Origin of the sequence: Candidatus Tisiphia endosymbiont of Parasteatoda lunata (assembly GCF_964030955.1) — a bacterium.
Taxonomy (GTDB): Bacteria; Pseudomonadota; Alphaproteobacteria; order Rickettsiales; family Rickettsiaceae; genus Tisiphia.
Map to the genome: position 1 here is coordinate 684,786 of NZ_OZ035003.1, position 25,547 is coordinate 710,332.

27 protein-coding genes and 5 pseudogenes are annotated in these 25,547 nt (G+C 33.2%); 20 read left to right on the forward strand and 12 right to left on the reverse strand.

The genetic code is table 11. The annotated features are described in order from the left end of the window. The first annotated feature begins 15 nt into the window (after nucleotides 1-15). A complete protein-coding gene (locus AAHN00_RS04200) occupies nucleotides 16-213 on the forward strand; it encodes a hypothetical protein (RefSeq protein ID WP_342272222.1) in 198 nt (65 codons plus the stop codon). A gap of 593 nt (nucleotides 214-806) precedes the next feature. Continuing rightward, nucleotides 807-1,514, forward strand: coding sequence for an IS6 family transposase (locus AAHN00_RS04205; protein ID WP_342270905.1), 708 nt, complete (start codon nucleotides 807-809; stop codon nucleotides 1,512-1,514). A 407-nt stretch (nucleotides 1,515-1,921) separates the two neighbouring features. Here the strand turns inward: AAHN00_RS04205 and tgt are convergent, their stop codons facing one another. From tgt to AAHN00_RS04225, 3 genes and pseudogenes are all read right to left on the reverse strand, one after another. Further along, nucleotides 1,922-3,007: a tRNA guanosine(34) transglycosylase Tgt gene (tgt, locus tag AAHN00_RS04210; RefSeq protein ID WP_342272223.1), complete on the reverse strand. Its 1,086-nt coding sequence runs from the start codon at nucleotides 3,005-3,007 to the stop codon at nucleotides 1,922-1,924. A gap of 2 nt (nucleotides 3,008-3,009) precedes the next feature. Beyond that, a pseudogene (locus AAHN00_RS04215) lies at nucleotides 3,010-4,195 on the reverse strand (acetyl-CoA C-acyltransferase). Between the two features lie 195 nt (nucleotides 4,196-4,390). Then, a pseudogene (locus AAHN00_RS04225) lies at nucleotides 4,391-4,804 on the reverse strand (IS6 family transposase); the annotation flags it as partial. Between the two features lie 707 nt (nucleotides 4,805-5,511). Between AAHN00_RS04225 and AAHN00_RS04230 the strand changes: the two are divergent. Beyond that, a complete protein-coding gene (locus AAHN00_RS04230) occupies nucleotides 5,512-6,096 on the forward strand; it encodes a transposase (protein ID WP_342271763.1) in 585 nt (194 codons plus the stop codon). A gap of 149 nt (nucleotides 6,097-6,245) precedes the next feature. Here the strand turns inward: AAHN00_RS04230 and AAHN00_RS04235 are convergent, their stop codons facing one another. Then, nucleotides 6,246-7,508 (reverse strand): IS256 family transposase, encoded by a 1,263-nt coding sequence (locus AAHN00_RS04235; protein ID WP_342270914.1) that lies wholly within the window; start codon nucleotides 7,506-7,508, stop codon nucleotides 6,246-6,248. A 56-nt stretch (nucleotides 7,509-7,564) separates the two neighbouring features. On the opposite strand from AAHN00_RS04235, the gene AAHN00_RS04240 reads away from it, so the two are divergent. Continuing rightward, a complete protein-coding gene (locus tag AAHN00_RS04240; RefSeq protein ID WP_342272224.1) occupies nucleotides 7,565-7,768 on the forward strand; it encodes a hypothetical protein in 204 nt (67 codons plus the stop codon). Here AAHN00_RS04240 and AAHN00_RS04245 read toward each other — a convergent pair. From AAHN00_RS04245 to AAHN00_RS04255, 3 genes and pseudogenes are all read right to left on the reverse strand, one after another. Then, nucleotides 7,669-7,929, reverse strand: coding sequence for a hypothetical protein (locus AAHN00_RS04245; RefSeq protein ID WP_342271599.1), 261 nt, complete (start codon nucleotides 7,927-7,929; stop codon nucleotides 7,669-7,671). The two genes, AAHN00_RS04240 and AAHN00_RS04245, sit on opposite strands and share 100 nt — an antisense overlap. 59 nt (nucleotides 7,930-7,988) lie before the next feature. Further along, nucleotides 7,989-8,501 (reverse strand): annotated as a pseudogene (locus AAHN00_RS04250) (helix-turn-helix domain-containing protein); the annotation flags it as partial. Between the two features lie 55 nt (nucleotides 8,502-8,556). After that, nucleotides 8,557-9,105, reverse strand: coding sequence for an IS982 family transposase (locus AAHN00_RS04255; protein ID WP_410521412.1), 549 nt, complete (start codon nucleotides 9,103-9,105; stop codon nucleotides 8,557-8,559). Nucleotides 9,106-9,204: 99 nt separating this feature from the next. Between AAHN00_RS04255 and AAHN00_RS04260 the strand changes: the two genes are divergently transcribed. The 3 genes and pseudogenes from AAHN00_RS04260 to AAHN00_RS04270 form a co-directional block, all read left to right on the forward strand. Beyond that, nucleotides 9,205-9,393, forward strand: a complete 189-nt coding sequence (locus AAHN00_RS04260; protein ID WP_342272225.1) for a hypothetical protein — start codon at nucleotides 9,205-9,207, stop codon at nucleotides 9,391-9,393. 4 nt (nucleotides 9,394-9,397) lie between these two features. Continuing rightward, on the forward strand, nucleotides 9,398-9,736 hold the full coding sequence (locus AAHN00_RS04265) for an AAA family ATPase (RefSeq protein ID WP_342272566.1): 339 nt from the start codon (nucleotides 9,398-9,400) through the stop codon (nucleotides 9,734-9,736). A 130-nt stretch (nucleotides 9,737-9,866) separates the two neighbouring features. Further along, nucleotides 9,867-10,133: pseudogene (locus AAHN00_RS04270) on the forward strand (IS6 family transposase); the annotation flags it as partial. A 61-nt stretch (nucleotides 10,134-10,194) separates the two neighbouring features. Here AAHN00_RS04270 and AAHN00_RS04275 read toward each other — a convergent pair. Continuing rightward, nucleotides 10,195-10,902 (reverse strand): IS6 family transposase, encoded by a 708-nt coding sequence (locus AAHN00_RS04275; RefSeq protein WP_342272226.1) that lies wholly within the window; start codon nucleotides 10,900-10,902, stop codon nucleotides 10,195-10,197. A 313-nt stretch (nucleotides 10,903-11,215) separates the two neighbouring features. Between AAHN00_RS04275 and AAHN00_RS04280 the strand changes: the two genes are divergently transcribed. Then, the gene (locus AAHN00_RS04280) at nucleotides 11,216-11,722 is read left to right on the forward strand and encodes an IS110 family transposase (RefSeq protein WP_342272227.1); all 507 of its coding nucleotides are present in this window, start codon (nucleotides 11,216-11,218) and stop codon (nucleotides 11,720-11,722) included. Nucleotides 11,723-11,764: 42 nt separating this feature from the next. Next, nucleotides 11,765-12,391: a transposase gene (locus AAHN00_RS04285; protein WP_342272228.1), complete on the forward strand. Its 627-nt coding sequence runs from the start codon at nucleotides 11,765-11,767 to the stop codon at nucleotides 12,389-12,391. Nucleotides 12,392-12,394: 3 nt separating this feature from the next. Here the strand turns inward: AAHN00_RS04285 and AAHN00_RS04290 are convergent. The 4 genes and pseudogenes from AAHN00_RS04290 to AAHN00_RS04305 form a co-directional block, all read right to left on the reverse strand. Continuing rightward, nucleotides 12,395-12,691 (reverse strand): annotated as a pseudogene (locus AAHN00_RS04290) (transposase); the annotation flags it as partial. Nucleotides 12,692-12,720: 29 nt separating this feature from the next. After that, nucleotides 12,721-13,521, reverse strand: a complete 801-nt coding sequence (locus tag AAHN00_RS04295; protein ID WP_410521413.1) for an IS3 family transposase — start codon at nucleotides 13,519-13,521, stop codon at nucleotides 12,721-12,723. Nucleotides 13,522-13,580: 59 nt separating this feature from the next. Then, complete coding sequence (locus AAHN00_RS04300) at nucleotides 13,581-13,871, reverse strand: transposase (protein ID WP_342270937.1); 291 nt, start codon at nucleotides 13,869-13,871, stop codon at nucleotides 13,581-13,583. Between the two features lie 18 nt (nucleotides 13,872-13,889). Next, nucleotides 13,890-14,828, reverse strand: coding sequence for an IS3 family transposase (locus tag AAHN00_RS04305; RefSeq protein WP_342272229.1), 939 nt, complete (start codon nucleotides 14,826-14,828; stop codon nucleotides 13,890-13,892). Between the two features lie 139 nt (nucleotides 14,829-14,967). Between AAHN00_RS04305 and AAHN00_RS04310 the strand changes: the two genes are divergently transcribed. From AAHN00_RS04310 to AAHN00_RS04360, 11 genes are all read left to right on the forward strand, one after another. After that, nucleotides 14,968-15,333 (forward strand): transposase, encoded by a 366-nt coding sequence (locus tag AAHN00_RS04310; RefSeq protein WP_342272568.1) that lies wholly within the window; start codon nucleotides 14,968-14,970, stop codon nucleotides 15,331-15,333. Nucleotides 15,334-15,454: 121 nt separating this feature from the next. Beyond that, complete coding sequence (locus tag AAHN00_RS04315) at nucleotides 15,455-15,838, forward strand: transposase (RefSeq protein WP_342272230.1); 384 nt, start codon at nucleotides 15,455-15,457, stop codon at nucleotides 15,836-15,838. Nucleotides 15,839-16,088: 250 nt separating this feature from the next. Next, a complete protein-coding gene (locus AAHN00_RS04320) occupies nucleotides 16,089-16,409 on the forward strand; it encodes a hypothetical protein (protein WP_342272231.1) in 321 nt (106 codons plus the stop codon). Between the two features lie 128 nt (nucleotides 16,410-16,537). Continuing rightward, nucleotides 16,538-17,989, forward strand: coding sequence for a UDP-N-acetylmuramate--L-alanine ligase (gene murC, locus AAHN00_RS04325; RefSeq protein WP_342272232.1), 1,452 nt, complete (start codon nucleotides 16,538-16,540; stop codon nucleotides 17,987-17,989). Nucleotides 17,990-18,247: 258 nt separating this feature from the next. Further along, on the forward strand, nucleotides 18,248-19,126 hold the full coding sequence (murB, locus tag AAHN00_RS04330) for a UDP-N-acetylmuramate dehydrogenase (RefSeq protein WP_342272233.1): 879 nt from the start codon (nucleotides 18,248-18,250) through the stop codon (nucleotides 19,124-19,126). Then, the gene (locus AAHN00_RS04335) at nucleotides 19,119-20,084 is read left to right on the forward strand and encodes a D-alanine--D-alanine ligase (RefSeq protein WP_342272234.1); all 966 of its coding nucleotides are present in this window, start codon (nucleotides 19,119-19,121) and stop codon (nucleotides 20,082-20,084) included. Before murB ends, AAHN00_RS04335 begins: the two co-directional genes overlap by 8 nt. After that, entirely contained in the window at nucleotides 20,081-20,875 is a 795-nt protein-coding gene (locus AAHN00_RS04340; protein WP_342272235.1) for a cell division protein FtsQ/DivIB, read from the forward strand. Before AAHN00_RS04335 ends, AAHN00_RS04340 begins: the two co-directional genes overlap by 4 nt. A 5-nt stretch (nucleotides 20,876-20,880) precedes the next feature. Beyond that, nucleotides 20,881-22,119, forward strand: a complete 1,239-nt coding sequence (gene ftsA, locus AAHN00_RS04345; protein ID WP_341755129.1) for a cell division protein FtsA — start codon at nucleotides 20,881-20,883, stop codon at nucleotides 22,117-22,119. Between the two features lie 231 nt (nucleotides 22,120-22,350). Beyond that, complete coding sequence (clpX, locus tag AAHN00_RS04350; protein ID WP_341755128.1) at nucleotides 22,351-23,613, forward strand: ATP-dependent Clp protease ATP-binding subunit ClpX; 1,263 nt, start codon at nucleotides 22,351-22,353, stop codon at nucleotides 23,611-23,613. Between the two features lie 55 nt (nucleotides 23,614-23,668). After that, on the forward strand, nucleotides 23,669-23,812 hold the full coding sequence (locus AAHN00_RS04355; protein ID WP_341752180.1) for a hypothetical protein: 144 nt from the start codon (nucleotides 23,669-23,671) through the stop codon (nucleotides 23,810-23,812). Nucleotides 23,813-24,312: 500 nt separating this feature from the next. Then, on the forward strand, nucleotides 24,313-25,530 hold the full coding sequence (locus tag AAHN00_RS04360; protein ID WP_342272569.1) for an IS256 family transposase: 1,218 nt from the start codon (nucleotides 24,313-24,315) through the stop codon (nucleotides 25,528-25,530). Nucleotides 25,531-25,547: the final 17 nt, after the last annotated feature.

The following is a 25,547-nucleotide window of genomic DNA, read 5'->3' on the forward strand; positions in this document are numbered from 1 at the left end:
TGGCTCATTTAGAAAGTGTCACAACACAAAAAGAATATATCTGTGAAGTGTAAGATTTTGTTAAAAAATATCTTATCTTTTCTTGATAAGATATTTAAAATTTATGTTGAAACGACGCACTGCAAGTGCGGGGTTTTTCTCCCAAAGTGGGACAATAAACCATCCTCTTTAAGTAATGTTGATATATCTGTATCATTATTTATTACTCAATAACAACCAGCTGAAGCTGGTGGGTTGATATCTAGACTGGAAGTCGCTATTAGTCTAAAGAGATATTACTAATGCCTGTGCTGTCTCTCTGATCCTAATTCTTATAAGTTACCCTGCAATACTTTTGTAGCGATATTTAGTGATCCAAACAACATGAAAGCGATGGTAAAATACAGTGTGGCTAGTCTTGTTATAATCTGTCATATATGATATTTTAATATACATAAGAGCTTGCTCTTATGTATATTAAAATATCATATATTCAAGTTATAGTGAATTGAAATATTAGAACAAGGACTGAAGTCTTTCCCAGCTGAAGCTGGGGGTTTTAACCAAAAAGGTGACTATAAATCTATCGCTTGATTCATTGCTTCATTTTGTTTTTGGTGCATTATAATTTCTCCTTTTGTTATATTATATTTTTATATAACCTTTGAAAAATTTACACACTTATTTGTACAGAGCCCCATACATAGCTAAAGGTATTACTTCTCCATTTTCTACATAATTACCGACTTGCCAACAAATATGGGTTCTGTCGCATATGTTGGACAATAGAAAAAAGATTGATATAATGATCTAAAAAAGATGTTAAGATGTTTCGTATTACTGCAAGATTATTATCATATTTCAAAGGATTTTGTTCTTCACCAGAAATAATAATGTTATTTGTCTATATGAAATGCCGATTTTCTTTAAGTTATCGAGATTTGGAAGAAATGATGAGTATAAGGGGAGCAAAAATTGATCACTCTACATTACAAAGATGGGTTATAAAATTTGTACCATTGATAGATCAGGTGGTTAGAAAAAGAAAGAAGCCAGTTGGTAGTAGTTGGAGAATGGATGAGACTTATATTAAATTAAACGGTAAATGGGTTTATTTATATAGAGCACTAGATAGTCTTGGTAATACTGTAGACTTTCTGCTACGTAAGCATAGAGACAAGCCTGCAGCACTTGCATTTTTTCGTAAAGCCTTTAGAGAGAATAATTTTCCTGAGAAAGTAGTAATTGATAAAAGCGGTAGTAATACGGCTGCTCTTAATGATTTGAATACAGAAGTTCCTAAAGATTATAAAATTAAGGTTATTCAGACCAAATACCTGAATAATCTTGTAGAACAAGATCATAGGTTTATCAAAAAACGTACAAAGCCAATGCTTGGTTTTAAGAGTTTTCATTCTGCAGAAATGACTATTACCGGTATAGAAAATATTCGTATGATGCAAAAAAGACAAATAATTGGAGCTAATGATAATCTTTCTACTTTTGAGAATTTTGCTATGTTAATGGCATCATAATGTCCAAAACCTTAGTTTTAACAATCTTGATGTAGTATGATTTATAGATGCGACAAAACCGGTTTATTAGCATATTTTAACATTTTCTTATGGATTTCTTTATTATTTTCTGCCATTAAACCCTATTATCTATAAGACTTATAGAGTTTTGCCGGACAGACTAGATAGCTACTCGCTAATAGACATTTAGGAGCTTATAACAATATACTAGATGAAAATCAACAATTGCGTTGTCGTTGTCCAAGACCTGCGGTACTCACGTACTAATGTACGCTGTGCTCCTCGGCTTGGACACTTCTAGCACTTGTTGATTTTGATCTTCGGTCTACCAACTCTTCATTTACGAGCAGTATATCAAGAACTTATCCGGGTTAGCTATACCGTTTTAACAAAATTATCCCTCAGAACTAATTGATAAAATCAAAGTCTTTCCCTTGTTGAATATATTGTCTTATTCTTGACATTAATTCTTGGAAATACACCAAATTATGCCACGTCATAAGTACCGCCCCTAGAATCTCTTTTACCTTTACCAAATGATGTAAGTAAGCTTTATTATAATTTTTACATGCTGGGCATGGACAATCATATTCTAGCGGTTCATGATCGCTACTATATTTACTATTGCGAATATTTACTATACCATATTTGGTAAAAGCTTGACCATTCCGACCCGAGCGGGTTGGAATAACGCAATCAAACATATCTACTCCCCTTGCAACCGCACCAATAATATCATCTGGTTTACCAACCCCCATAAGATATCTTGGCTTATATTTAGGTAACAAATCCGGAGCATAGTCTAACACATTGAACATTAGTTCTTGCCCCTCACCTACTGCTAGACCTCCGATAGCATACCCTTCAAAATCTAATTCTACCAAATTTTGTGCTGACTGAACACGTAACTCCTGATATATACTCCCCTGTACAATACCAAATTGACCATAACCTTCTCTTTGAACGAAGGATTTTCTTGACCTCTCTCCCCATCTAGATGTCAATTCCATAGATGATTTTGCTTGCTCAAATGTTGCAGGATATGGGGTACATTCATCAAACGCCATAGTAATAGTGCTATCAAGAAGATATTGTATCTCAGTTGCACGTTCGGGAGTTAACATATGCTTACTACCATCAATATGAGAGTTAAAAATTACACCTTCTTCGGTAATTTTACATAATTTCGATAGGGACATGACCTGAAAACCACCTGAGTCAGTAAGTACAGGCTTTGACCAGTTCATAAATTTACGCAAGCCGCCAAGCTTAGCAATTCTTTCAGCAGTTGGCTGCAGCATTAAGTGATAAGTATTACCAAGTACTATATCAGCTCCGGTAGACTCCACTGCTTCGGGTAACATGCCTTTTACCGTACCTTTCGTACCGACTGGCATAAAAGCTGGGGTACGTATCTGACCGTGCCTAGTAGTAATAACACCAGCTCTTGCTTTTTTATGTTGAAACTTTAAGTCAAATGAAAATTTTTGCATTATTAATTTACCTTTTCAATACACATAGCTATCCCCATCCCCCCACCTATACAAAGTGTTGCTAGCCCTTTTTTCGCATTAATTTTTTGCATTTGATGAATTAATGTTACCAAGATTCTTGCCCCACTTGCTCCTATTGGATGACCAAGAGCAATAGCCCCTCCGTTCATATTGACTTTATTAATATCCCAATTCATCTGTTGATTTACATAAATAGCTTGAGCGGCAAAAGCTTCATTAGCTTCTATTATGTCCAAATCTTCTACTTTCCAACCAGCTTTGTCCAAAGCCTTCTTCGATGCTGGTACTGGACCTGTTCCCATAATATTTGGTTCTACCCCTACTTCAGCATATGATACAATTCTAACAAGAGGTTTTAGATTATATCTCTTTAATGCTTCTTCAGATACTACCATTAAACAAGCTGCTCCATCATGAATAGAAGAAGCATTACCAGCTGTTACAGTACCTTCTTTGTCAAAAGCTGGACGTAGTTTAGCTAAAACTTCTAATTTAATATCAGCTCTAATTCCCGCATCTTGATCAAATATTAATGTAGCTTTTTGCATCTTAACTTCTACTGGTAAGATCTCGTCTTTAAAACGAGCTTCTGCTTGTGCTTTACGTGCTTTTTGGTGTGATTTTAGTGCAAACTCATCTTGCATTTCTCTAGTAATATTAAATCTTTTAGATATATTTTCGGCGGTAATTCCCATTAAATTATTAGAAAATACATCGGTCAAACCGTCATACTGCATCAAATCTACCATTTGTGTGCTACCTAACTTATGACCAGCACGAATATACGATCCATGTAAACCCAAAGACATATTTTCTTGCCCACCAGCTATCACAATATCATTATCACCTGCAATAATACTACTTGCTGCTAAACATACCGTTTTTAACCCAGATCCACATACTTTATTAACTGTGAAGCCTGTAACTTCTTTAGGTAATCCAGCTTGGATTAGAACCTGCCTAGCAGGATTTTGCCCTACGCCACCAGGTGATTACCTGTCCCATTATTACTTCATTAATAATAGCTGTATCTAGTTTACTATCTTTTAAAATTGATTCTATAATGATAGCTGCAAGTTTAGTTGCTGGAATTGATCCTAAGCTTCCTAGCAGAGATCCTACTGCTGTTCTTTTTGCATGAGTTATATAAACTGCCTTTTTACTCATCGAGTATACTCCTTACATAAGATATCTCAATTGTTATTAATCAAATAGCTAATATGACCACTTGGTACTTCGAAGATCATAGATTCTCTAAATAATTTGTGTAAGGATAACATAGATGATTTTGGTACTATTTTGGGTTTTGTCGCATCTATAAATCATACTACATCAAGATTGTTAAAACTAAGGTTTTGGACATTATGATGCCATTAACATAGCAAAATTCTCAAAAGTAGAAAGATTATCATTAGCTCCAATTATTTGTCTTTTTTGCATCATACGAATATTTTCTATACCGGTAATAGTCATTTCTGCAGAATGAAAACTCTTAAAACCAAGCATTGGCTTTGTACGTTTTTTGATAAACCTATGATCTTGTTCTACAAGATTATTCAGGTATTTGGTCTGAATAACCTTAATTTTATAATCTTTAGGAACTTCTGTATTCAAATCATTAAGAGCAGCCGTATTACTACCGCTTTTATCAATTACTACTTTCTCAGGAAAATTATTCTCTCTAAAGGCTTTACGAAAAAATGCAAGTGCTGCAGGCTTGTCTCTATGCTTACGTAGCAGAAAGTCTACAGTATTACCAAGACTATCTAGTGCTCTATCTCAATAACAACCAGCTGAAGCTGGTGGGTTGATATCTAGACTGGAAGTCGCTATTACTCTAAAGAGATATTACTAATGCCTGTGCTATCTCTCTGATCCTAATTCTTATAAGTTACCCTGCAATACTTTTGTAGCGATATTTAGTGATCCAAACAACATGAAAGCGATGGTAAAATACAGTGTGGCTAGTCTTGTTATAATCTGTCATATATGATATTTTAATATACATAAGAGCAAGCTCTTCATGTATATTAAAATATCATATATTCAAGTTATAGTGAATTGAAATATTAGAACAAGGACTGAAGTCTTTCCCAGCTGAAGCTGGGGGTTTTAACCAAAAAGGTGGGCTCTGTACAAATAAGTGTGTAAATTTTTCAAAGGTTATATAAAAATATAATATAACAAAAGGAGAAATTATAATGCACCAAAAACAAAATGAAGCAATGAATCAAGCGATAGATTTATTAGTTAACCACTCTGCACTGCAAGTGCAGAGCTTAATATTACGGCATGAATGCCTCATGTATGTACTAACTTAAAAGTTAGAAACTATTTGTGTATGGCTCATTTAGCAAGTGTCACAACACAAAAAAATATATCTGTGAAGTGTAAGAGAGTCTGTCCTATAGTTTGTGTAAGTTGCAAAGAAAGCAGTAAGAGATTACTGTAAAAAAAGTAACTTAAGCAAGCAAGGAGGAATTATGGCTAAAAAATTAGATACAGATAAAGATACATTAGACATCAGTAATCAGCTAGTAGAAGAATTATTATCAAAAGCAGATCCATCGGAGTTATTTGGTCGAGATGGTTTATTTCAACAGCTAAAGAAGCAAATAGTTGAGAAAATATTAGCAAGTGAGTTGGATCATGAATTAGGATATTCAAAACATAGCAAGATGCCAAAAGTAGATAATAATCGTCGTAATGGTAGCTATGAGAAGACAGTAATTGATGGGGATGGTCGTAAGCTGACAGTAGAAGTACCAAGAGATCGGGAAGGAGAGTATAATCCTCAATTAATACCAAAAGGGCTGAGGAGATTTAATGGATTTGATGAGAAAGTGATATCCCTTTATGGTCGCGGTATGACAGTCAGCGAGATCCGAGGGCATTTAGAAGAAATATATCAAACTGATGTATCTGGTGACTTGATATCCACCATAACAGATGGGGTGATAGAAGAAGTAACTAGGTGGCAAAATCGTTGTTTAGATAGGGTGTATCCAATATTATACTTGGACTGTATCTATGTAAAATCTAGAGACAATCACATAGTAATAAGTTAACCACTCTGCACTGCAAGTGCAGAGCTTAATATTACGGCATGAATGCCTCATGTATGTACTAACTTAAAAGTTAGAAACTATTTGTGTATGGCTCATTTAGAAAGTGTCACAACACAAAAAAATGAGTCAATCATTTAATTTGTGTAAGTTCATTTTTTATTTTCCAATAAATCATATTTAAAATCTCCACAAAGTATTTCAAATTGATTTAAAGCTAAAGACCAATCTTTAATAGGCATGGTCCATTTTTTGGCTGCATTTTGTAGGGATAAAAATATTATTTTTTGAATTGACTTATCATCTGGAAACACCCCCTTATTTTTGATAATTTTTCTAATTTGACGATTTACAGATTCTATAGTGTTAGTAGTATAAATTACCTTTCTGATCTCTTCAGGAAAGGCAAAAAACGGTATTATCCCAGACCAATTACGTTGCCAAATATCAGAAATTACCGGATATTTTTTATCCCATTTTACACCAAATTGCTGAAGTTTTAAACGTGCCATTTCGTCATTATTAGCTGTATAAATTTGTTTTAGATCTGATGTGACCTCTTTTAAATCTTTATATGACACATACTTTACTGAATTGCGAACCATATGTACAATACATAATTGTACTATAGTACTCGGGAATACACTGCTTATAGCTTCTGGAAAGCCCTTTAAACCATCCACACAAGCAACATAAATTTGTTCAATTCCTCGATTCTTTAACTCAGTAACTACTTGCATCCAAAATTTAGCACCTTCATTTTTGCCTATCCAAATGCCAAGTAACTCCTTTTTCCCTTCTATATTTACAGCAAGTGCTAAATATACTGCTTTATTTATTACTATGTGATTGTCTCTAGATTTTACATAGATACAGTCCAAGTATAATATTGGATACACCCTATCTAAACAACGATTTTGCCACCTAGTTACTTCTTCTATCACCCCATCTGTTATGGTGGATATCAAGTCACCAGATACATCAGTTTGATATATTTCTTCTAAATGCCCTCGGATCTCGCTGACTGTCATACCGCGACCATAAAGGGATATCACTTTCTCATCAAATCCATTAAATCTCCTCAGCCCTTTTGGTATTAATTGAGGATTATACTCTCCTTCCCGATCTCTTGGTACTTCTACTGTCAGCTTACGACCATCCCCATCAATTACTGTCTTCTCATAGCTACCATTACGACGATTATTATCTACTTTTGGCATCTTGCTATGTTTTGAATATCCTAATTCATGATCCAACTCACTTGCTAATATTTTCTCAACTATTTGCTTCTTTAGCTGTTGAAATAAACCATCTCGACCAAATAACTCCGATGGATCTGCTTTTGATAATAATTCTTCTACTAGCTGATTACTGATGTCTAATGTATCTTTATCTGTATCTAATTTTTTAGCCATAATTCCTCCTTGCTTGCTTAAGTTACTTTTTTTACAGTAATCTCTTACTGCTTTCTTTGCAACTTACACAAACTATAGGACAGACTCAAAAAAATATATCTGTGAAGTGTAAGATTTTGTTAAAAAATATCCTATCTTTTCTTGATAAGATATTTAAAATTTATGTTGAAACGACGCACTGCAAGTGCGGGGTTTTTCTCCCAAAGTGGGACAATAAACAAGAAGCTTCCCTATCAATATATTTTGACACTTCTCTGTAGATCCCGCTAGGGCGGAAATCCTTACTATTTAACCATCGACTTGCACTATCATGAGATAGGTTTATTGGACTTACTTCAGATAATGCTTTACCACTATATCTTACGCTACTTGCTTGTAAAAATGATTTATATAAGTCTTTGCTACATTTTGATCTTGCCATGCTGAACTAAAACTCTTTCTTGCTAGATTAACATATTTTTTGCTAAGTGCGAAACTCCTGTAAACATCTTGACAACCAAGATAGCCTGGATTTTCTGTCTCTATTTCCCCATGTGCCTCTTTAAGATTCTTACGATTCTCCAAGACACGTAATTGAGCTTCCTTAAGTATAATGCCATCCTGAGCCATTTTAGTTTCTAAAGCTACTAGCCGTTTCTTAAGATTATTGAGATCGTTCCTAAGCCAGATAGATCTAATGCCGCCGGGAGATACTAAAATCCCATCTTTTTTTAATTCGTTCGATACACGAAGTTGACCATAAGCGGGGTACTCTATTGCCATGTCTAATACCGCTTTCTCTACAATAGGATCAACTCTATTAGCCAATATGGGTTTCTTACGGCTTATTTCATACAAGGCTTCATCGCCACCATTCTCATATAATTCCTTGAATCTATAATAACTATCTCTGCTATACCCCATTGTCTTACATGCACTAGATACATTTCCTAAGCTTTTTGCTAGTTCAAGTAATCCTATTTTTGGTCTTATTATTTTCTGATTTAAATTCATTTTAATCTCCATTTAATAATTTGTTTATTTTACTAAATGTAAGATTAAATCTCAACTACTTCACATGTAGATTAAAATCAAATTTTGTTGAAGGTTTATTTTTCTTTAATGAGTAAGCAACAAGAGTAGATAATATATGGACAAAGGCATTTATTGGTGATCTATGTCTAGTATGTTCAAGGTTCATTTTATTTTTTAGATAATCAAAAACTGTTTCAATTAAGTTACGCTTTCGAAGTAAGATTTTTTCTTTCAAATCCATTAATTTATTTTCCATATTCTTCTTAATTCCATGAATCATTTTTAAGCCTCTTTCATATAAATTTAAGAACAAATTTTGCTTAATATAACCTTTATCAGCTGCTATAATTCCAGTTAATCTTTTTGTTAACTCCGGTACTGGAACCCTATCATCTACATTGCCTTTGGTCACTTTTAATGCCATAAACTCCCCTTTATTATTGATTATTACATGTAATTTAAAACCATAAAAATACCCCATAGAGGATTTACTATGTTTGGCTAATCCTTTAAAAACTTTATTGCTATAACGCCTTTTATTGTGACAAGCTTTAATCGTTGTAGAGTCAATAAAGTTAACCACTCTGCACTGCAAGTGCAGAGCTTAATATTACGGCATGAATGCCTAATGTATATACTAACTTAAAAGTTAGAAACTATTTGTGTATGGTTCATTTAAAAAGTGTCACAACACAAAAAGAATATATCTGTGAAGTGTAAGATTTTGTTAAAAAAATATCTTATCTTATCTTTTCTTGATAAGATATTTAAAATTTATGTTGAAACGACGCACTGCAAGTGCGGGGTTTTTCTCCCAAAGTGGGACAATAAAGCGTCAAGGCCAATTTCCAGTAATATATATAAATTTTAAAGAAGTGAAGGGGAGTAATTATAAGGAAATTGTTAGTAGCATTATAGATCAAATAATAGAATTATACGAAAGATTTAATTATTTAGAACAATATATTCAAGAAGATAATAAATTTTTCAGTATTCCGCAAAAAGTAAAGTTAAAAAATTATCTAAGTGGTGATATTAATATAAGCTATTTAAAAAATAGCCTGAAGTTTTTAAGTCAAATATTGTATAAACATTTTAAACAAAAAGTATACATATTAATAGATGAATATGATACACCAATTAATAATGCGTATTTAGAATTGGTTCTGTCGCATCTATTGCCAAGTATGATGATATGTGGTATATGGAGCTAAAAAATAGCATTATGGTATTCTAAATATCGCCAAAACTTTTGAAGTATTTTAAAGGATTTTGCTCTGGTTCTGTCGCATATGTTGGACAATAGAAAAAAGATTGATATAATGATCTAAAAAAGATGTTAAGATGTTTCGTATTACTGCAAGATTATTATCATATTTCAAAGGATTTTGTTCTTCACCAGAAATAATAATGTTATTTGTCTATATGAAATGCCGATTTTCTTTAAGTTATCGAGATTTGGAAGAAATGATGAGTATAAGGGGAGCAAAAATTGATCACTCTACATTACAAAGATGGGTTATAAAATTTGTACCATTGATAGATCAGGTGGTTAGAAAAAGAAAGAAGCCAGTTGGTAGTAGTTGGAGAATGGATGAGACTTATATTAAATGGTTTTGTCGCATCTATAAATCATACTACATCAAGATTGTTAAAACTAAGGTTTTGGACATTATGATGCCATTAACATAGCAAAATTCTCAAAAGTAGAAAGATTATCATTAGCTCCAATTATTTGTCTTTTTTGCATCATACGAATATTTTCTATACCGGTAATAGTCATTTCTGCAGAATGAAAACTCTTAAAACTAAGCATTGGCTTTGTACGTTTTTTGATAAACCTATGATCTTGTTCTACAAGATTATTCAGGTATTTGGTCTGAATAACCTTAATTTTATAATCTTTAGGAACTTCTGTATTCAAATCATTAAGAGCAGCCGTATTACTACCGCTTTTATCAATTACTACTTTCTCAGGAAAATTATTCTCTCTAAAGGCTTTACGAAAAAATGCAAGTGCTGCAGGCTTGTCTCTATGCTTACGTAGCAGAAAGTCTACAGTATTACCAAGACTATCTAGTGCTCTATATAAATAAACCCATTTACCGTTTAATTTAATATAAGTCTCATCCATTCTCCAACTACTACCAACTGGCTTCTTTCTTTTTCTAACCACCTGATCTATCAATGGTACAAATTTTATAACCCATCTTTGTAATGTAGAGTGATCAATTTTTGCTCCCCTTATACTCATCATTTCTTCCAAATCTCGATAACTTAAAGAAAATCGGCATTTCATATAGACAAATAACATTATTATTTCTGGTGAAGAACAAAATCCTTTGAAATATGATAATAATCTTGCAGTAATACGAAACATCTTAACATCTTTTTTAGATCATTATATCAATCTTTTTTCTATTGTCCAACATATGCGACATGTATCTTGTAACTGCAGGTCAAATTTAGTACTTGCAAAAACGTCTTCAGAGGAGTTAGCTTACTTCTGAAGGCAGAAAGAGGTGACTCTGTAGATGCGACTAGATACTAAGTCTGCGGTTCTGATAAGAGCCCTCTTTCATATCTCCTAAAGCTGAACAGTATCTTAAGAAAAGCTTATGCTTATTCTGTATAAACATGGTTAGCTAAAGCCTTCTAGTACTTCAAATCAACGGTTTATCAAGGAGGAGTAAATGTCCAAACCAATCCTAGGAGTTGACGTCTCAAAGTTAGATTTATCAATAGCACTACTCGTTGATAAAAAATATTATCAAACAAAAATAGATAATAATCAACAAGGTTTTAAGATGTTTGTTAGGTGGCTTGAAAAACATGATGTTACTAAGGTAGCTGCATGTATGGAAGCTACTGGTAGTTATGGTAAATCATTTGCTGATTTTTTATATAATAATGGTCATGAGGTAAGTGTAGTAAACCCTTCATGCATCAATGCCTTTGCAAAAAGCAAGTTATCACGCCATAAGACTGATAAAGTAGACAGTATGATCATTGCAGAATTCGCAATTAAGAATGATCTGACACCGTATATTCCTACAGATAAAGCATTGCAATATCTACAGGATCTATATCGTTGTATGCAAAATCTCAAGAAGCAACACGCACAAACTCAAAACTACCTTGAACACAAACAGCACTTACCAAAATCAATATGCACTAGTTATCAGGAGTTTCGCACTTAGCAAAAAATATGTTAATCTAGCAAGAAAGAGTTTTAGTTAAGCATGGCAAGATCAAAATGTAGCAAAGACTTATATAAATCATTTTTACAAGCAAGTAGCGTAAGATATAGTGGTAAAGCATTATCTGAAGTAAGTCCAATAAACCTATCTCATGATAGTGCAAGTCGATGGTTAAATAGTAAGGATTTCCGCCCTAGCGGGATCTACAGAGAAGTGTCAAAATATATTGATAGGGAAGCTTCTTGTTTATTAGTGGGAGATGACACGTTATTGTCAAAGCAATACAGTAAGAAAATTGAGCTTGTACATTATCAATATTCTGGAGCTGTACATGATGTTATACCTGGTATAGGGATGGTCAACTTACTGCATTACAATGCTAAAACTGATCAATCTACCCCTGTAGATTATAGAATATATGATAAAGAAACTGATGGAAAAACAAAGAATGAGCATTTTTGTGATATGCTTACTTTAGCTAAGGAAAGAGGGATCAATCCTGATGCAGTAGTAATGGATGCGTGGTATAGCGGTTTGGAGAATTTGAAACATATACGTAATTTAGGTTGGACATGGGTTAGTAACCTAAGAAAAAATAGAAAAGTTAATGAAACTGGACTGATTTTTCAAGACAAATTTTTCACTAATTTTGTTTCCCATTTTACATAATTTTTAAGCTGCATTTTGTAAGTAATCAAGATACACGTTCATCGGTTTTTTATAACCAATACTTGAATGGAATCTTTGATTGTTATATTTATCCATGTATTTATCAATACCATCTTTAAGTTCTGCGATATTTTTAAAATCATTTATAAATATACAATTATATTTTAAAGTTCTAAAAAATCTTTCAATCACAATATTATCAATGCTTCTACCCTTACCGTTCATTGAGATTTGTATATTATTCTCTTTTAGAATTCCCGTATGCTCATGTCCAGTATATTGACTACCCTGATCACTATGATCTGTCAACAGTTTTCCGGACAGTTTGTTTAGGCACATTTTTGCATTTTCTCGTATTGTACAGGTGATAGATAGTCATTAGTTGAATGCATCCTTATACGATTATAAAATACTTCTATATATTCAAATATGGCATATTTTGCTTCCTCCCTAGTTTTAAATTTATATTGATAAATTAGTTCTGTTTTTATAGTGTGAAAAAAGCTTTCAGCAACAGCATTATCCCAACAATTTCCTTTACCGCTCATACTCTGTATAATACCATGTTGTTTTGTAAGTTTTGAATGGCTATCAGAACAATATTGACTACCTCTATCAGTATGCCAAATAAGTCCTTTAGGTGGTTTACGTTGCCATATTGCCATTAGCAGAGCATTATTAACTAAATCAGCTTTCATGTTACTATTCATTGACCACCCTATAATTTTCCTAGAAAATAGATCAATAACGGTTGCTAAGTACAGCCAACCTTCTTCAGTTGGAACATATGTGATGTCCCCAACCCAATAACAATTAGCAGCATAGACCTTGAACTTTCTATCCAATAAATTAGGAGCAACTTGCTTATTATGACTAGAATCAGTAGTTGCTTTAAATTTATGTTTGCTTTTACATACTAAACCAGCTTCATTCATTAGCCTTGCAATCCGCTTCCGACTAACAATTATACCGTGTCTAGATAGTTCCTTTTTAATGGGTCTAGATCCATAATTCCTTCTACCTTCTTGAAAAATTGTTTTAATCTTACAGGTTAAAGCATTATCTTCTTTGTCCCTATTGCATTCAGGGGTAGTTAACCATTCATAATAGCCACTACGTGATACTTTCATAAATTTGCACATAATCGCAGTTGAAAAATCACCTTTATGCTTCTTTATCCATGCGTACTTTATTGGGACTCTTTCGCAAAGTACGCGGCAGCCTTTTTTAATAGATCACGCTCCTGCGTTACCCTAGCTAAATCTTTCTTTAATCTTTTTAATTCATCATAGAGATGTTCATCTGTTCGCATTATTGATTCTTTAGGTTTGGAATATTTATCTACCCAAGTATATAGAGTATTTCTAGTAATACCTAACTCTTTAGCTGTTTGTGACACAGGTCGCTTGGACTCAATTGCTAATTTAACTGCTGACTCTTTAAATTCAGCCGGATAAACCTTTGGTTTGCTATTAGTCATTTTTGTACTTCCTTTCTGTTAATATTGTCTCCTATTAACTGTCCGGAAAACTATAACCACATCACTATTGAATATTTGTGGTGCAGGGTATTTATTCAGTGCATCTTTTAATACATCGGTTACAAGTGATGCATCCATAGAATTAGATACTTTATAACTTAGTATTGCCTTACTATGCCAATCTATAATCGCCACAAGATACATAAATCCTCCGTTAGTTCTAATATAAGTAATGTCACCACTCCACACTTGATTAACATAAGGTACATGAATAGTTCTATTCGTTCCTGATTTGTGCCAGTACGGCTCAAGCAAATAGCTATAAATTTTATGTTGACCATCCTTCACAGAAGTAGATTGCTTTTTATGAGGATGAATAGCTTCTATACCCATTATTCCCATATATTTAAGCACCCTATCTCTGCCCACATTAAAGCCGTCTTCCAATAATTGTTTGTATATATAACGATAACCATACTCAGGGTTATCCGTATATATTTCATCTATTCTATTTAAAATATCAAGATTATATAAGCTCATTACTTTAGCTTTATAATATACTCCAGATCTGCTTATCTTTAATAGTTCACATTGCCTTGTCTTTGCTAACGTACTCAGCTTGGGGTCGACAAGACTTTTCTTATTTGATAAGTCCAAGCTGTTTAGCTTTCCCACCGCCCAGTCCCTCTCGACTGTAGCCTTACCTAATGCTTTTGCAAGTTCATCGTTTTGATTCTTAAGTTCACTAATCTGCCCTTTGTACTCACTAACAGCTTTTGCTGGCTCAAATGCCAATGACGCATTATCTAAAAATTGTCGTTTCCAGTTTTGCATAGTTTTAGCCGTTACTTCATATTTGACCGATAACTGACCTATTGTTGATTCTTCTTTTAACATCTCTAATACTATTTTAGTTTTTGCTTCTGCACTAAAATTTTTAATTTGTTTTTTACCCATTTGTTTCTCTTTAATTTTATTTATTATTCTATACTTATTGAGAAACAAAAATACCTGCTTCTTTGTCTAATTTTTTCAGTCCATTATAAATCATAATGTTAGCTTAGAAAGTTTAGAGATTCCTGATGAGGGACTAAAAATTCACCTACGTGGATACGGTTGGGTTACGGTATTTAAGTTTGTGGCAAAAAATGGTCGCATTGATTACATAACAACTAACTTAGAAAATCCAACACGTGAACAAATAGAGAAAATTGTTAAGGCACGGTGGTCTATAGAAGTTTATCATCGAGAATTAAAACAAACTTGTGGTATTGAACGCTGTCAGGCACGCACGGGTCGAGCTCAGAGAAATCATATTTGCCTTGCTGTATTTGCTTGGCTCGATATGAACAAAAGGAGGATAAATGAAAAAATTACTTTATATCAACAAACTTGGGAAGTTATAAAAACATCAATTCAGAACAACATTAGATGCCTTTTAGCTGATTCGCAATTTTGCTAACTGCGAAACTCCTGGTTATGCTAAACTTGCTAAGCATATTAAGAAAGAGATTGAAAATATTGAACTTGAGATAGACAAGATATTGACTAATAACACATCTCTAAAACAGAAGGCAGATAACATGCAAACTATTCCAGGCATAGGTAAGACTACAGCTGTAGCTATTCTTGCAGAAGCTCCTGACTTAGAATCTTTCAGTAATGCTAGACAATTAGCTGCTTATGCAGGACTTACTCCAAAACATAAAACTTCTGGCACATCTGTCAGAGGAAAAACTTCTATCTCAAAAATTGGTTCTTCTAACTTGCGTAAAGCCTTATACTTTCCTGCTATAGTTGCTAAAAAGCATAACCCACTATTCAAGGAATTTACTCAAAAATTATCTAGTAAGGGTAAACCTGCTAAAGTTATCATTGTTGCTATCATGAGAAAGCTATTACACATAATCTTTGGAGTTGTAAAAAATAAAACCTCATTTAATCCAAATTTAGTGCTTGACTCCTAAGACAGTATCAGAACCGTACAATTTCCTGATATAATATTTATTTGTGTTAATTCTTTTATTAGATCACAAATAATGGCTAAATGTAGTAATAGTAAAAGTTGGGAGTCAAAAATGACTGTAGATGAGTACAATCATTATTCTAGTTAACCACTCTGCACTGCAAGTGCAGAGCTTAATATTACGGCATGAATGCCTAATGTATATACTAACTTAAAAGTTAGAAACTATTTGTGTATGGTTCATTTAAAAAGTGTCACAACACAAAAAGAATATATCTGTGAAGTGTAAGATTTTGTTAAAAAAATATCTTATCTTATCTTTTCTTGATAAGATATTTAAAATTTATGTTGAAACGACGCACTGCAAGTGCGGGGTTTTTCTCCCAAAGTGGGACAATAAAATGAGAGCGACTTATGAAATTATTGTAGCAGATCACGAATTTACAGCAAGAACAAAAGTATTGCTTATTGATCCTATGGATTGCACATTTGCTAAAACTTGGGAATCGCAAATAAAACCTGAAATAGATCAGTTAATGGGTTTGGTCACAGAGACCTGTGATTATTGTTAGTGAGTATACTCAATGAATTGCAAGATTTTGGAATATATACTCAAATCAATCGAAATTTTTTCTTAAAAGCTTGACCTTTGGTTAAAAACTGATTATGCAAGAGATAAACAACTATAACTATTATTAAAATGTTTTTATTAGAAATAAAAAAAATAAACGGAACTCTTGATACGATACATTTTATAGGTATCGGAGGAATCGGTATGAGTGGCATTGCCGAAATACTACATAATCTCGGATATAAAGTGCAAGGGTCTGATATAGCAGAAAATTATAATACCAAAAGACTAGAAAATAATGGTATTAAGGTTTTCCTAGGTCATCAAGGACAAAATGTCACTAATGTTTCATATGTAGTGGTATCATCAGCTATAAATAAAGATAATTCTGAAATTCAGGAAGCCTTACATAGAAAGATACCAATAATTAGGCGTGCTGAGATGCTGGCTGAATTAATGAGGCTAAAATGCTCTGTAGCAATCTCTGGTTCGCATGGAAAGACTACTACAACATCACTAGTTGCTTGTTTATTTGAAGCTGCCGGGCTTTGTCCAACTTTAATTAATGGTGGTATTGTTAATAGTAAATCTACTAATGCCTATCTTGGGTCTGGGAATTATCTGATAGCCGAAGCCGATGAGTCTGACGCAACTTTCATTCACATACCAGCAACCGTTGCGGTAATAACTAATATCGATCCTGAACATCTAGATTTTTACCATGATTTTGATAGTTTAATTCAAGCTTTTAGAAGTTTTATAACTAATTTACCATTTTATGGTTTTGCAGTTGTTTGTATTGATCATCAAGCTGTTAGAAAACTAGTAAATGACATAGTTGAGCGTAGAATCATAACTTATGGAATAGACTCGGATGATGCTAACATACAAGCCTTTAATTTAGATTCTGATATTGAATCGTCAACTTTTGATGTGCGAATTAGTTTACCTAATGTAAATGGCGTAACAACTATCGAGAGAATTACTTTACCTACCCCAGGAAGACATAATATCCTTAATGCTCTTGCTGCTATCGCGATAGCTGTGGAGCTTGATTTTGGTATCAAAATTATTAAAAATGGATTTAATAGCTTTAAAGGGATAAAACGCCGATTCACTAAAGTGGCAGAATATAACAATGCTACGATAATTGATGACTATGCTCACCATCCGGAGGAAGTAAAAGCTACACTTGCTACGGCAAAAAATATTGCTAATAAGCGAAATAGTAAGGTTATAGCGATCTTTCAACCACATAGATATTCAAGAGTTAAATATTTATTTGATGATTTTGTAACTTGTTTTTCTGACGCTGACCAGTTGTATATTACAGATATATATGCTGCCGGTGAACAGCCAATAGATGGTATAACGGGAAGAAACTTAGTAAACAAAATCAAAAATACTAAATCCCATGCAATGGTATCATTTATTGAGAATCACGAGGATATAGCTGGCATTATTGCCAAGGAGGCTATGCCAAATGATATAATAATTATGATGGGTGCTGGGAGCATTTCTGCTTGGGCCAATGATTTGCATCAGCAATTTACGCGAGAACGTCATTGCGAGAAGGCGTAAGCCAGCGAAGCAATCCATTTTGGTCATTTTTTGGATTGCTTCGTCGCTACTAAAGTAGCTTTTCGCGATGACGTTATTTTAACAGATTTATTAGACTTACTGCATAAATCAAAGATAGTTGAGGGATTTTTAGGAGAAACGAAGCCGGCTACCTTCGCGTACACAGACGTACGTGAGGAGCGGAGGCGAGTTTCGACGACAAAATCACCAACTAGATTGACTTATGCAGTAAGTCTATTAAGTAGATATTTTATAATTATGGCATTACTTGGTGAATATAGGAATAATTACAATCTAAGTCATCTAACTTGGTTTAAAGTTGGTGGACCTGCGGAGATATTTTTTAAACCATTAGAGTCAATGACTTTAGCAGATTTTGTAGCACAAAACCAACAACAGAGACCAATAACTGTTTTAGGGGCTGGATCAAATATTATTATTAGAGATGGTGGTATAGAGGGAGTTGTAATAAAACTTGGTCAAAATTTTACTAATATAGAATTAATGCCGAATAATCAAATATCGGTAGGGAGTAGTTGCCTTAATTTTAACCTTGCTAAATTTTGTCAGGTACATTCAATTACTGGCTTTGAGTTTCTCAGCGGTATACCGGGTACTATAGGTGGTGGAGTGGTTATGAACGCTGGGGCGTATGGTTCGGAGTTTAAAGATATCATAATAGCAATTGAAGCAATAGATTCTAGAGGGAATTTTATCCTAATCCCTAATGAGAAGATAGGTTTTAAATATCGTGGTAATAATTTACCACAAGAGTTGATTATAACCAAGGCGATCTTTAAGACAGCTATAGGAGATAGTCATATGATCTTAGAAAAAATGAATGAAATAAATAAAAATAGACTAGCAACCCAGCCGATTAAAGAACGGACGAGCGGCAGTACATTTGCTAATCCAGAGAATCATAAAGCATGGCAATTAATTGACAAAGCTGGTATGAGGGGATACAGAATTGGCGGGGCTTCTATGTCACAACTACATTGTAATTTTATGATAAACCATGGTAATAGCTCTGCTCGTGATTTGGAAGATTTGGGTGATCTTGTTAAAAAAAAGGTATTTGAAGATAGTGGAATTAGTCTAAAATGGGAGATTAAACGAATAGGGAAATATGCATAAATATCAAACAAGCTTTATTGCCAATTCTAAGGTTACAATATTAAGCGATAAAGGAAAAAAACATGTGGCAGTAGTAGGTGGCGGTATGTCGGCTGAGCGAGAAGTTTCTTTAGTATCGTCTTCGGGAGTTAACCAAGCTTTGGTAGATAGTGGGTATAAAGTTACTTTCATAGATATGGGAGTAGATATTGCTTCAGTATTGTTGCAGATAAAGCCTGATATAATTTATAATTGTTTGCATGGCACTTATGGTGAAGATGGTTGTTTGCCTGGATTACTCAATATCCTACGGATTCCTTATACTCATAGTGGTGTTCTTGCTTCTTCTTTAGCATTTAGTAAAACACATGCAAAAGCATGGTTTGTTGCTAATGATATTAAGATAGCCAAGAGTATTGTCATTAATAAATCTGACAATATTAGCAACGACCCTATGCCAAGACCATATGTGATAAAACCTCTTACCCAAGGATCAAGCATAGGCATTGAAGTAATATTTGTTGAAGATGATTTTAACTTTGCTGATTATGATTTTCCTTATGGTGATCAGGTAATGATTGAAGAATATATTAAGGGGAGAGAAATGCAGGTAGCCGTTTTAAACGGCAAAGCTTTAGGGGTATTGGAAATAAAACTCCTGAAACAGCGTTTTTATGATTATAAGACTAAATACACAGATGGATTTGCTGAGCATTTATGTCCAGCTCCACTACCACAGAATATGTATAATAAATTATTAGAAGAGTCGGAAAAAATATATCAAACCATGAATTGTAGAGGTGTAGTTAGAGCGGAGTTTATTTTTGATGAAAGCAAGAATGAATTTTTTACTCTAGAAGTTAACACCCATCCTGGTATGACTTCCTTATCGATTATACCAGAAATAGCTGCCTTACAGGGGATGGATTTCCGTACACTAGTTGAAAGAATTTTAGAAACAGCATGTATTGACACATGAAGAGGAATAAAGCGTCTAGTAAGAAGAAAAAAGCCAATATACCGCTGCGACGAAAGTTAGCAGTGTTGTATATTAGAGTGGTATTTTTTATTAAAATTGCCCTAGTGGTTTTGCTATCTGCATTTTTCTTTACTAGCTATTTTGCTCCTATAAGACAAGAAATTATCCAAAATACTTACGAATTTACTTCTGATATTGGATTTAAACTTGAAAATGTTTTAATAGAAGGACAATATAATACTAAGGCAGAAGATATATTGGCTACTTTAAATGCTGATAAGGGTACACCTATTCTTTCTCTAGATATGGAGGCAATAAAGAATAATTTGGAACGCAATCCTTGGATTAAAAATGTTGCAATTATCGAGAGAAGATTACCTAACACTATTTACATAAGATTAATTGAGAGAGTGCCTATTGCTATTTGGCAGATTAACGGGCAAGTTTTTCTTATTGATCAAGAAGGATATAAAATTACCAATAATATAGGTAGTTTCTCTAATCTTTTGCATGTTGTGGGATCAGATGCTAATATTTATACTAGCAAATTAATTCAGGATTTAGCTAAACACCCTGAATTAGCTAAAAAAATTATCTCTTCTGTACGTTATGGAGGAAGACGTTGGGATTTAAATCTAGAGCAAGGTATAACTGTTAAAATGCCGGACTTAAGGTTTGAACATGCTTTAGATTATCTTGCAGGATTGGATATGGAAAATATATTATTTAATCAGAACTATAAAATTGTAGATTTACGAGATTCGAGTAAAGTTTACATGGAAAAATATTAAAAGTTATGAAAGCCAAATTGTCTAACTTTGTTACTCTTGACCTTGGTAGTAGTAAAATAGCTTGCATTGCGGCATATATTGACAAAAGAGAGGAAGCAAAAATAATAAGCCAAAATCTGTATTACTCAAAAGGCATTAAATCAGGAGTCATATTAGATTTAAAAGAGGCAGAAAATAGCATAGTCGGGGCGATTTATGCATTAGAAAAAGATTGCGGTAAAAACATAAAAAAAATAACTATATCACTAACAGGCTATGGCACTAAGTCTTATTACATAAATAATAAAATAAAACTTTCTAATCAGCCAATTTCACAGCAAGATATCAAAAAACTTATCAAAAAAGCCTTATTGGAGTTCAAGCTTAAAGACCAAGAAATTATTCATTATTTTCCTATAGAATTTATTCTTGACGATAATAATGCTATTGAAGACCCAGTTGGGATGTTTGGCAAAGAATTAGGGTGTGAATTACATATTATTACAGCAAATTCTAATATGCTGATGAATATTACCAATTGTTTTGCAAAATGTCATGTTGAAATAAATAATATTATATTAGCAATTTACGCTTCGGGAATTGCTTGTCTTTCAGAAGATGAAAAAGCTCTTGGTTCTATTATAATTGATATGGGTGCTAGAACTACCTCATTTGGTGTATTCGTCTCAGGTAAATTACTATATACAAGCTACATAGATATAGGTAGCTTTCATATTACATCTGACATAGCAAAAGTCTTTTCAGTAAGCCTTGATGTTGCAGAAAAACTTAAAATTCTTCATGGTAATGCTATGCCATCTTCTTTTGATAAAGATAGTGTTATTATTTTAGAAGATTCTGAAATGGAGATTCCTGATAGCGGCAGACCAACAATTACTTCAAAATATCTTGCATCTGTCATTAATCCAAGAGTAGAAGAAATATTATTGATGGTTCAAGCAGAATATGACAAAGTTGTTGCAGGCAATATGATCGCTTATCGCATTGTTATTACCGGCGGTGGGGCAATGCTTCGAGGAGTAAAAGAACTGGCAAGCAAAATTTTTGAAAAACAAGTACGAATTGGTAAACCAGAGGTCTTACTAGGTTTTGCTGAAGATTATAATCCCCATATATACTCCACTTCTATAGGTATGGTAAAAAATCAATCTTTAAAAATACAAAAAAATAATTTTGATATTAATGATAATAACGATACTAGTTGGTTTAAAAAGTTTCTAATTTGGCTAAAAGAGAATATTTGAAAAGAAAATGCCTAATACTCGATAATCAAGTTTTTTAGAATTATTAAAAAATACGTCATTGCGAGCGTAAGCGAAGCAATTATAATTTCACCGAATTTGAGTATATAAGAATTGACAAATTCTTATCCTAAGTTCGCGTGTCTTGAAAATATATTAGACTTACCTAAATAACTTATCTATATTAGATGTATATAAGCTATATTAAACTCATAAATTAAATAAAGCGGAATCATGTCAGGGGAAGTTGGAAAAAAAGAATTAAACTGTTCTTTTTGTGGTAAAAATCAATATGAAGTAATAAAATTAATTGCTGGACCAACAGTATTTATTTGTAATGAATGTATTGAACTGTGCCGTGATATTATAAAAGAAGAGACTAAAGTAACTCTTAAACAAGTTGCCTCTTTAATTCCAACACCACACAGAATTTTTTCTACTCTTAATGATTACGTAATTGGTCAAGATCAAGCAAAAAAAGTTTTATCAGTTGCGGTATATAATCACTATAAACGATTAGAATATATCGAGTCAGGTAATAATGATGTCGAATTAAATAAATCAAATATCCTAATTATTGGTTCTACTGGCTCTGGTAAAACCCTTTTGGCACAAACCTTAGCAAAGATTCTTGATGTACCTTTCACTATGGCAGACGCCACTTCTTTAACCGAAGCTGGCTATGTTGGTGAAGATGTTGAAAATATCTTGCTAAGATTATTACAAGCAGCAGACTTTAATATAGCCAAAGCCCAACGAGGCATTGTTTATATAGATGAAGTAGATAAAATCGCTAGAAAATCTGAAAATCCTTCCATAACAAGAGATGTATCGGGAGAAGGAGTCCAACAAGCGTTACTTAAAATCATGGAAGGAACTATTGCTTCTGTTCCCCCCCAAGGTGGCAGAAAACACCCACAGCAAGATTTTGTTCAAGTAGATACTTCCAATATTTTGTTCATATGCGGTGGAGCTTTCATGGGGATAGATAATATCATTAATGCCCGTACTGCTCAAAGTTCAATTGGTTTTGCAGCAAATGTCCAATCAAAACAAGAAAAAAACCACAGCGAAATACTCAAATCATTAGAAATTGAAGATCTAGTAAAGTTTGGGTTAATTCCAGAATTCATCGGTAGGCTTCCAGTAGTAGCAACTTTAGATGACCTAGACAAAGCATCTTTGGTGGCAATTTTAACTCAACCCAAAAATGCTGTTATCAAGCAATATCATAAATTATTTGAGTTAGACGATGTTGAACTATCAATTGATAATGATGCTTTAGAAGGAATAGCCGAGAAAGCGCTGGCACGAAAAACCGGAGCTAGGGGACTCCGTTCTATAATCGAAACACTTCTACTTGACAGTATGTATAATGTTACCAATCTGAAAAAAATGCATGTACATATTTCCAAAGATGTTATAGATGGTACAGCTCAGCCAGTAGTTACCCCAAAAAATTATGTAAAACCTACGAAAAAACGTATGGCGGTTTAGTACTAGGTATTCTAATTTCTGATATAGCTGATCATTAATATAGATATTGAAGTTCATGTTAGGATTTCTTATTATTAATAACATTAATATATTTGTTATTGTAAAAATGTTCTATAAATATGGTTTAGAAGAGAAGAGTTATAATTCATCTAGAACTGGACTAAAAAATAATCTATTATCAAAATTAAAGGATTGTTGATATGAAACTTCTAATTACTATTTTCACCCTACTATTTTATTTCTCCAGTAATGCTAGTGATCACAAACAAAATGGTACGGTTTTGTCGCATCTATAAATCATACTACATCAAGATTGTTAAAACTAAGGTTTTGGACATTATGATGCCATTAACATAGCAAAATTCTCAAAAGTAGAAAGAGGCTCTGTACAAATAAGTGTGTAAATTTTTCAAAGGTTATATAAAAATATAATATAACAAAAGGAGAAATTATAATGCACCAAAAACAAAATGAAGCAATGAATCAAGCGATAGATTTATTAGTTAACCACTCTGCACTGCAAGTGCAGAGCTTAATATTACGGCATGAATGCCTCATGTATGTACTAACTTAAAAGTTAGAAACTATTTGTGTATGGTTCATTTAAAAAGTGTCACAACACAAAAAGAATATATCTGTGAAGTGTAAGATTTTGTTAAAAAAATATCTTATCTTTTCTTGATAAGATATTTAAAATTTATGTTGAAACGACGCACTGCAAGTGCGGGGTTTTTCTCCCAAAGTGGGACAATAAATAATGATACAGATATATCAACATTACTTAAAGAGGATGGTTTATTAAAACAATTAACCAAACGGCTTGTAGAGAAGGCATTGCAGTCAGAGATGAATAATCATTTAGGATATGATAAATATTGTCATACTGATAGTGATAATGTTCGTAATGGTAGGAATGTAAAGAATCTAGTAACAAATAATGGAGTTGTAGAGATTGAGGTTCCAAGGGATAGAAGTAGTACATTTGAACCTGCATTAATTCCGAAGCGTCAAAGACGTATTGAAGGATTTGATGATAAAATAATATCATTATACGCTAAAGGAATGAGCTTATCTGATATTAAGATTCAAATGCAAGAATTGTATGGAGCTGACGTTAGCGAAAGTTTGATAAGTCAAATTACTGATGATGTAATTGAAGATGTCAAGATATGGCAAAGCCGACCATTGGATCGAGTATATGCTATAGTATTTTTTGACTGTTTAGTAGTAAAAGTACGTCAAGATAAACGAATTATCAATAAGTCTGTATATGTAGCATTAGGTATTGATTTATCTGGAAGGAAGGATATTTTAGGATTGTGGATCAGTGAAAATGAAGGAGCGAAATTTTGGCTTGGTAATTTTACTGAGATGAAGAACAGAGGTATGCAAGACATGCTTATTGCTTGCAGTGATAATTTAACCGGTATGTCTGAGGCAATAGAAGCAGTTTTTCCGAAAACTGAACATCAATTATGTATTGTACATCAGATTAGAAATAGTTTAAAATATGTATCATATAAAGACCGAAAAGAATTAGCGGCTGATTTAAAGCCTATATATACTGCTAGCACAGAGGAAGAAGCACATCTTGCTTTAGAATCTTTTGAAGCTAAATGGAGTAAACAGTATCCACAAATTGCTAAATCTTGGTATGTTCATTGGGAAAATTTAATGGTTTTTCTAGGATACCCTGAGGCGATAAGGAAAGTAATATACACAACTAATAGTGTAGAATCTGTCAATAGCCAATTACGTAAGGTTACTAAGAATAAACGGGTTTTTCCAAATGATAATGCCGTTTTTAAGACCTTGTATTTGGCAATTGATTATATGACCAAGAAATGGGTTATGCCGATTCCAAACTGGAACGCAGCTATGGCTCACTTTTTGATAAAATTTGAAGGTAGAATTTAAGCCCTATGAAAAATTTA

Coding starts and splice junctions, on each gene's coding strand:
- tgt (WP_342272223.1), bottom strand. CDS start 3,007: ATGCAAAAATTTTCATTTGACTTAAAGTTTCAACATAAAAAAGCAAGA.
- AAHN00_RS04300 (WP_342270937.1), bottom strand. CDS start 13,871: ATGACTAATAGCAAACCAAAGGTTTATCCGGCTGAATTTAAAGAGTCA.
- clpX (WP_341755128.1), top strand. CDS start 22,351: ATGTCAGGGGAAGTTGGAAAAAAAGAATTAAACTGTTCTTTTTGTGGT.
- murC (WP_342272232.1), top strand. CDS start 16,538: ATGTTTTTATTAGAAATAAAAAAAATAAACGGAACTCTTGATACGATA.
- murB (WP_342272233.1), top strand. CDS start 18,248: ATGGCATTACTTGGTGAATATAGGAATAATTACAATCTAAGTCATCTA.
- AAHN00_RS04355 (WP_341752180.1), top strand. CDS start 23,669: ATGTTAGGATTTCTTATTATTAATAACATTAATATATTTGTTATTGTA.
- AAHN00_RS04305 (WP_342272229.1), bottom strand. CDS start 14,828: ATGGGTAAAAAACAAATTAAAAATTTTAGTGCAGAAGCAAAAACTAAA.
- AAHN00_RS04285 (WP_342272228.1), top strand. CDS start 11,765: ATGGCAAGATCAAAATGTAGCAAAGACTTATATAAATCATTTTTACAA.
- AAHN00_RS04245 (WP_342271599.1), bottom strand. CDS start 7,929: ATGGCAAGATCAAAATGTAGCAAAGACTTATATAAATCATTTTTACAA.
- AAHN00_RS04340 (WP_342272235.1), top strand. CDS start 20,081: ATGAAGAGGAATAAAGCGTCTAGTAAGAAGAAAAAAGCCAATATACCG.
- AAHN00_RS04315 (WP_342272230.1), top strand. CDS start 15,455: ATGCAAACTATTCCAGGCATAGGTAAGACTACAGCTGTAGCTATTCTT.
- ftsA (WP_341755129.1), top strand. CDS start 20,881: ATGAAAGCCAAATTGTCTAACTTTGTTACTCTTGACCTTGGTAGTAGT.
- AAHN00_RS04335 (WP_342272234.1), top strand. CDS start 19,119: ATGCATAAATATCAAACAAGCTTTATTGCCAATTCTAAGGTTACAATA.
- AAHN00_RS04205 (WP_342270905.1), top strand. CDS start 807: ATGTTTCGTATTACTGCAAGATTATTATCATATTTCAAAGGATTTTGT.
- AAHN00_RS04295 (WP_410521413.1), bottom strand. CDS start 13,521: ATGAAAGTATCACGTAGTGGCTATTATGAATGGTTAACTACCCCTGAA.
- AAHN00_RS04360 (WP_342272569.1), top strand. CDS start 24,313: ATGTTGAAACGACGCACTGCAAGTGCGGGGTTTTTCTCCCAAAGTGGG.
- AAHN00_RS04235 (WP_342270914.1), bottom strand. CDS start 7,508: ATGGCTAAAAAATTAGATACAGATAAAGATACATTAGACATCAGTAAT.
- AAHN00_RS04230 (WP_342271763.1), top strand. CDS start 5,512: ATGGCTAAAAAATTAGATACAGATAAAGATACATTAGACATCAGTAAT.
- AAHN00_RS04275 (WP_342272226.1), bottom strand. CDS start 10,902: ATGTTTCGTATTACTGCAAGATTATTATCATATTTCAAAGGATTTTGT.
- AAHN00_RS04280 (WP_342272227.1), top strand. CDS start 11,216: ATGTCCAAACCAATCCTAGGAGTTGACGTCTCAAAGTTAGATTTATCA.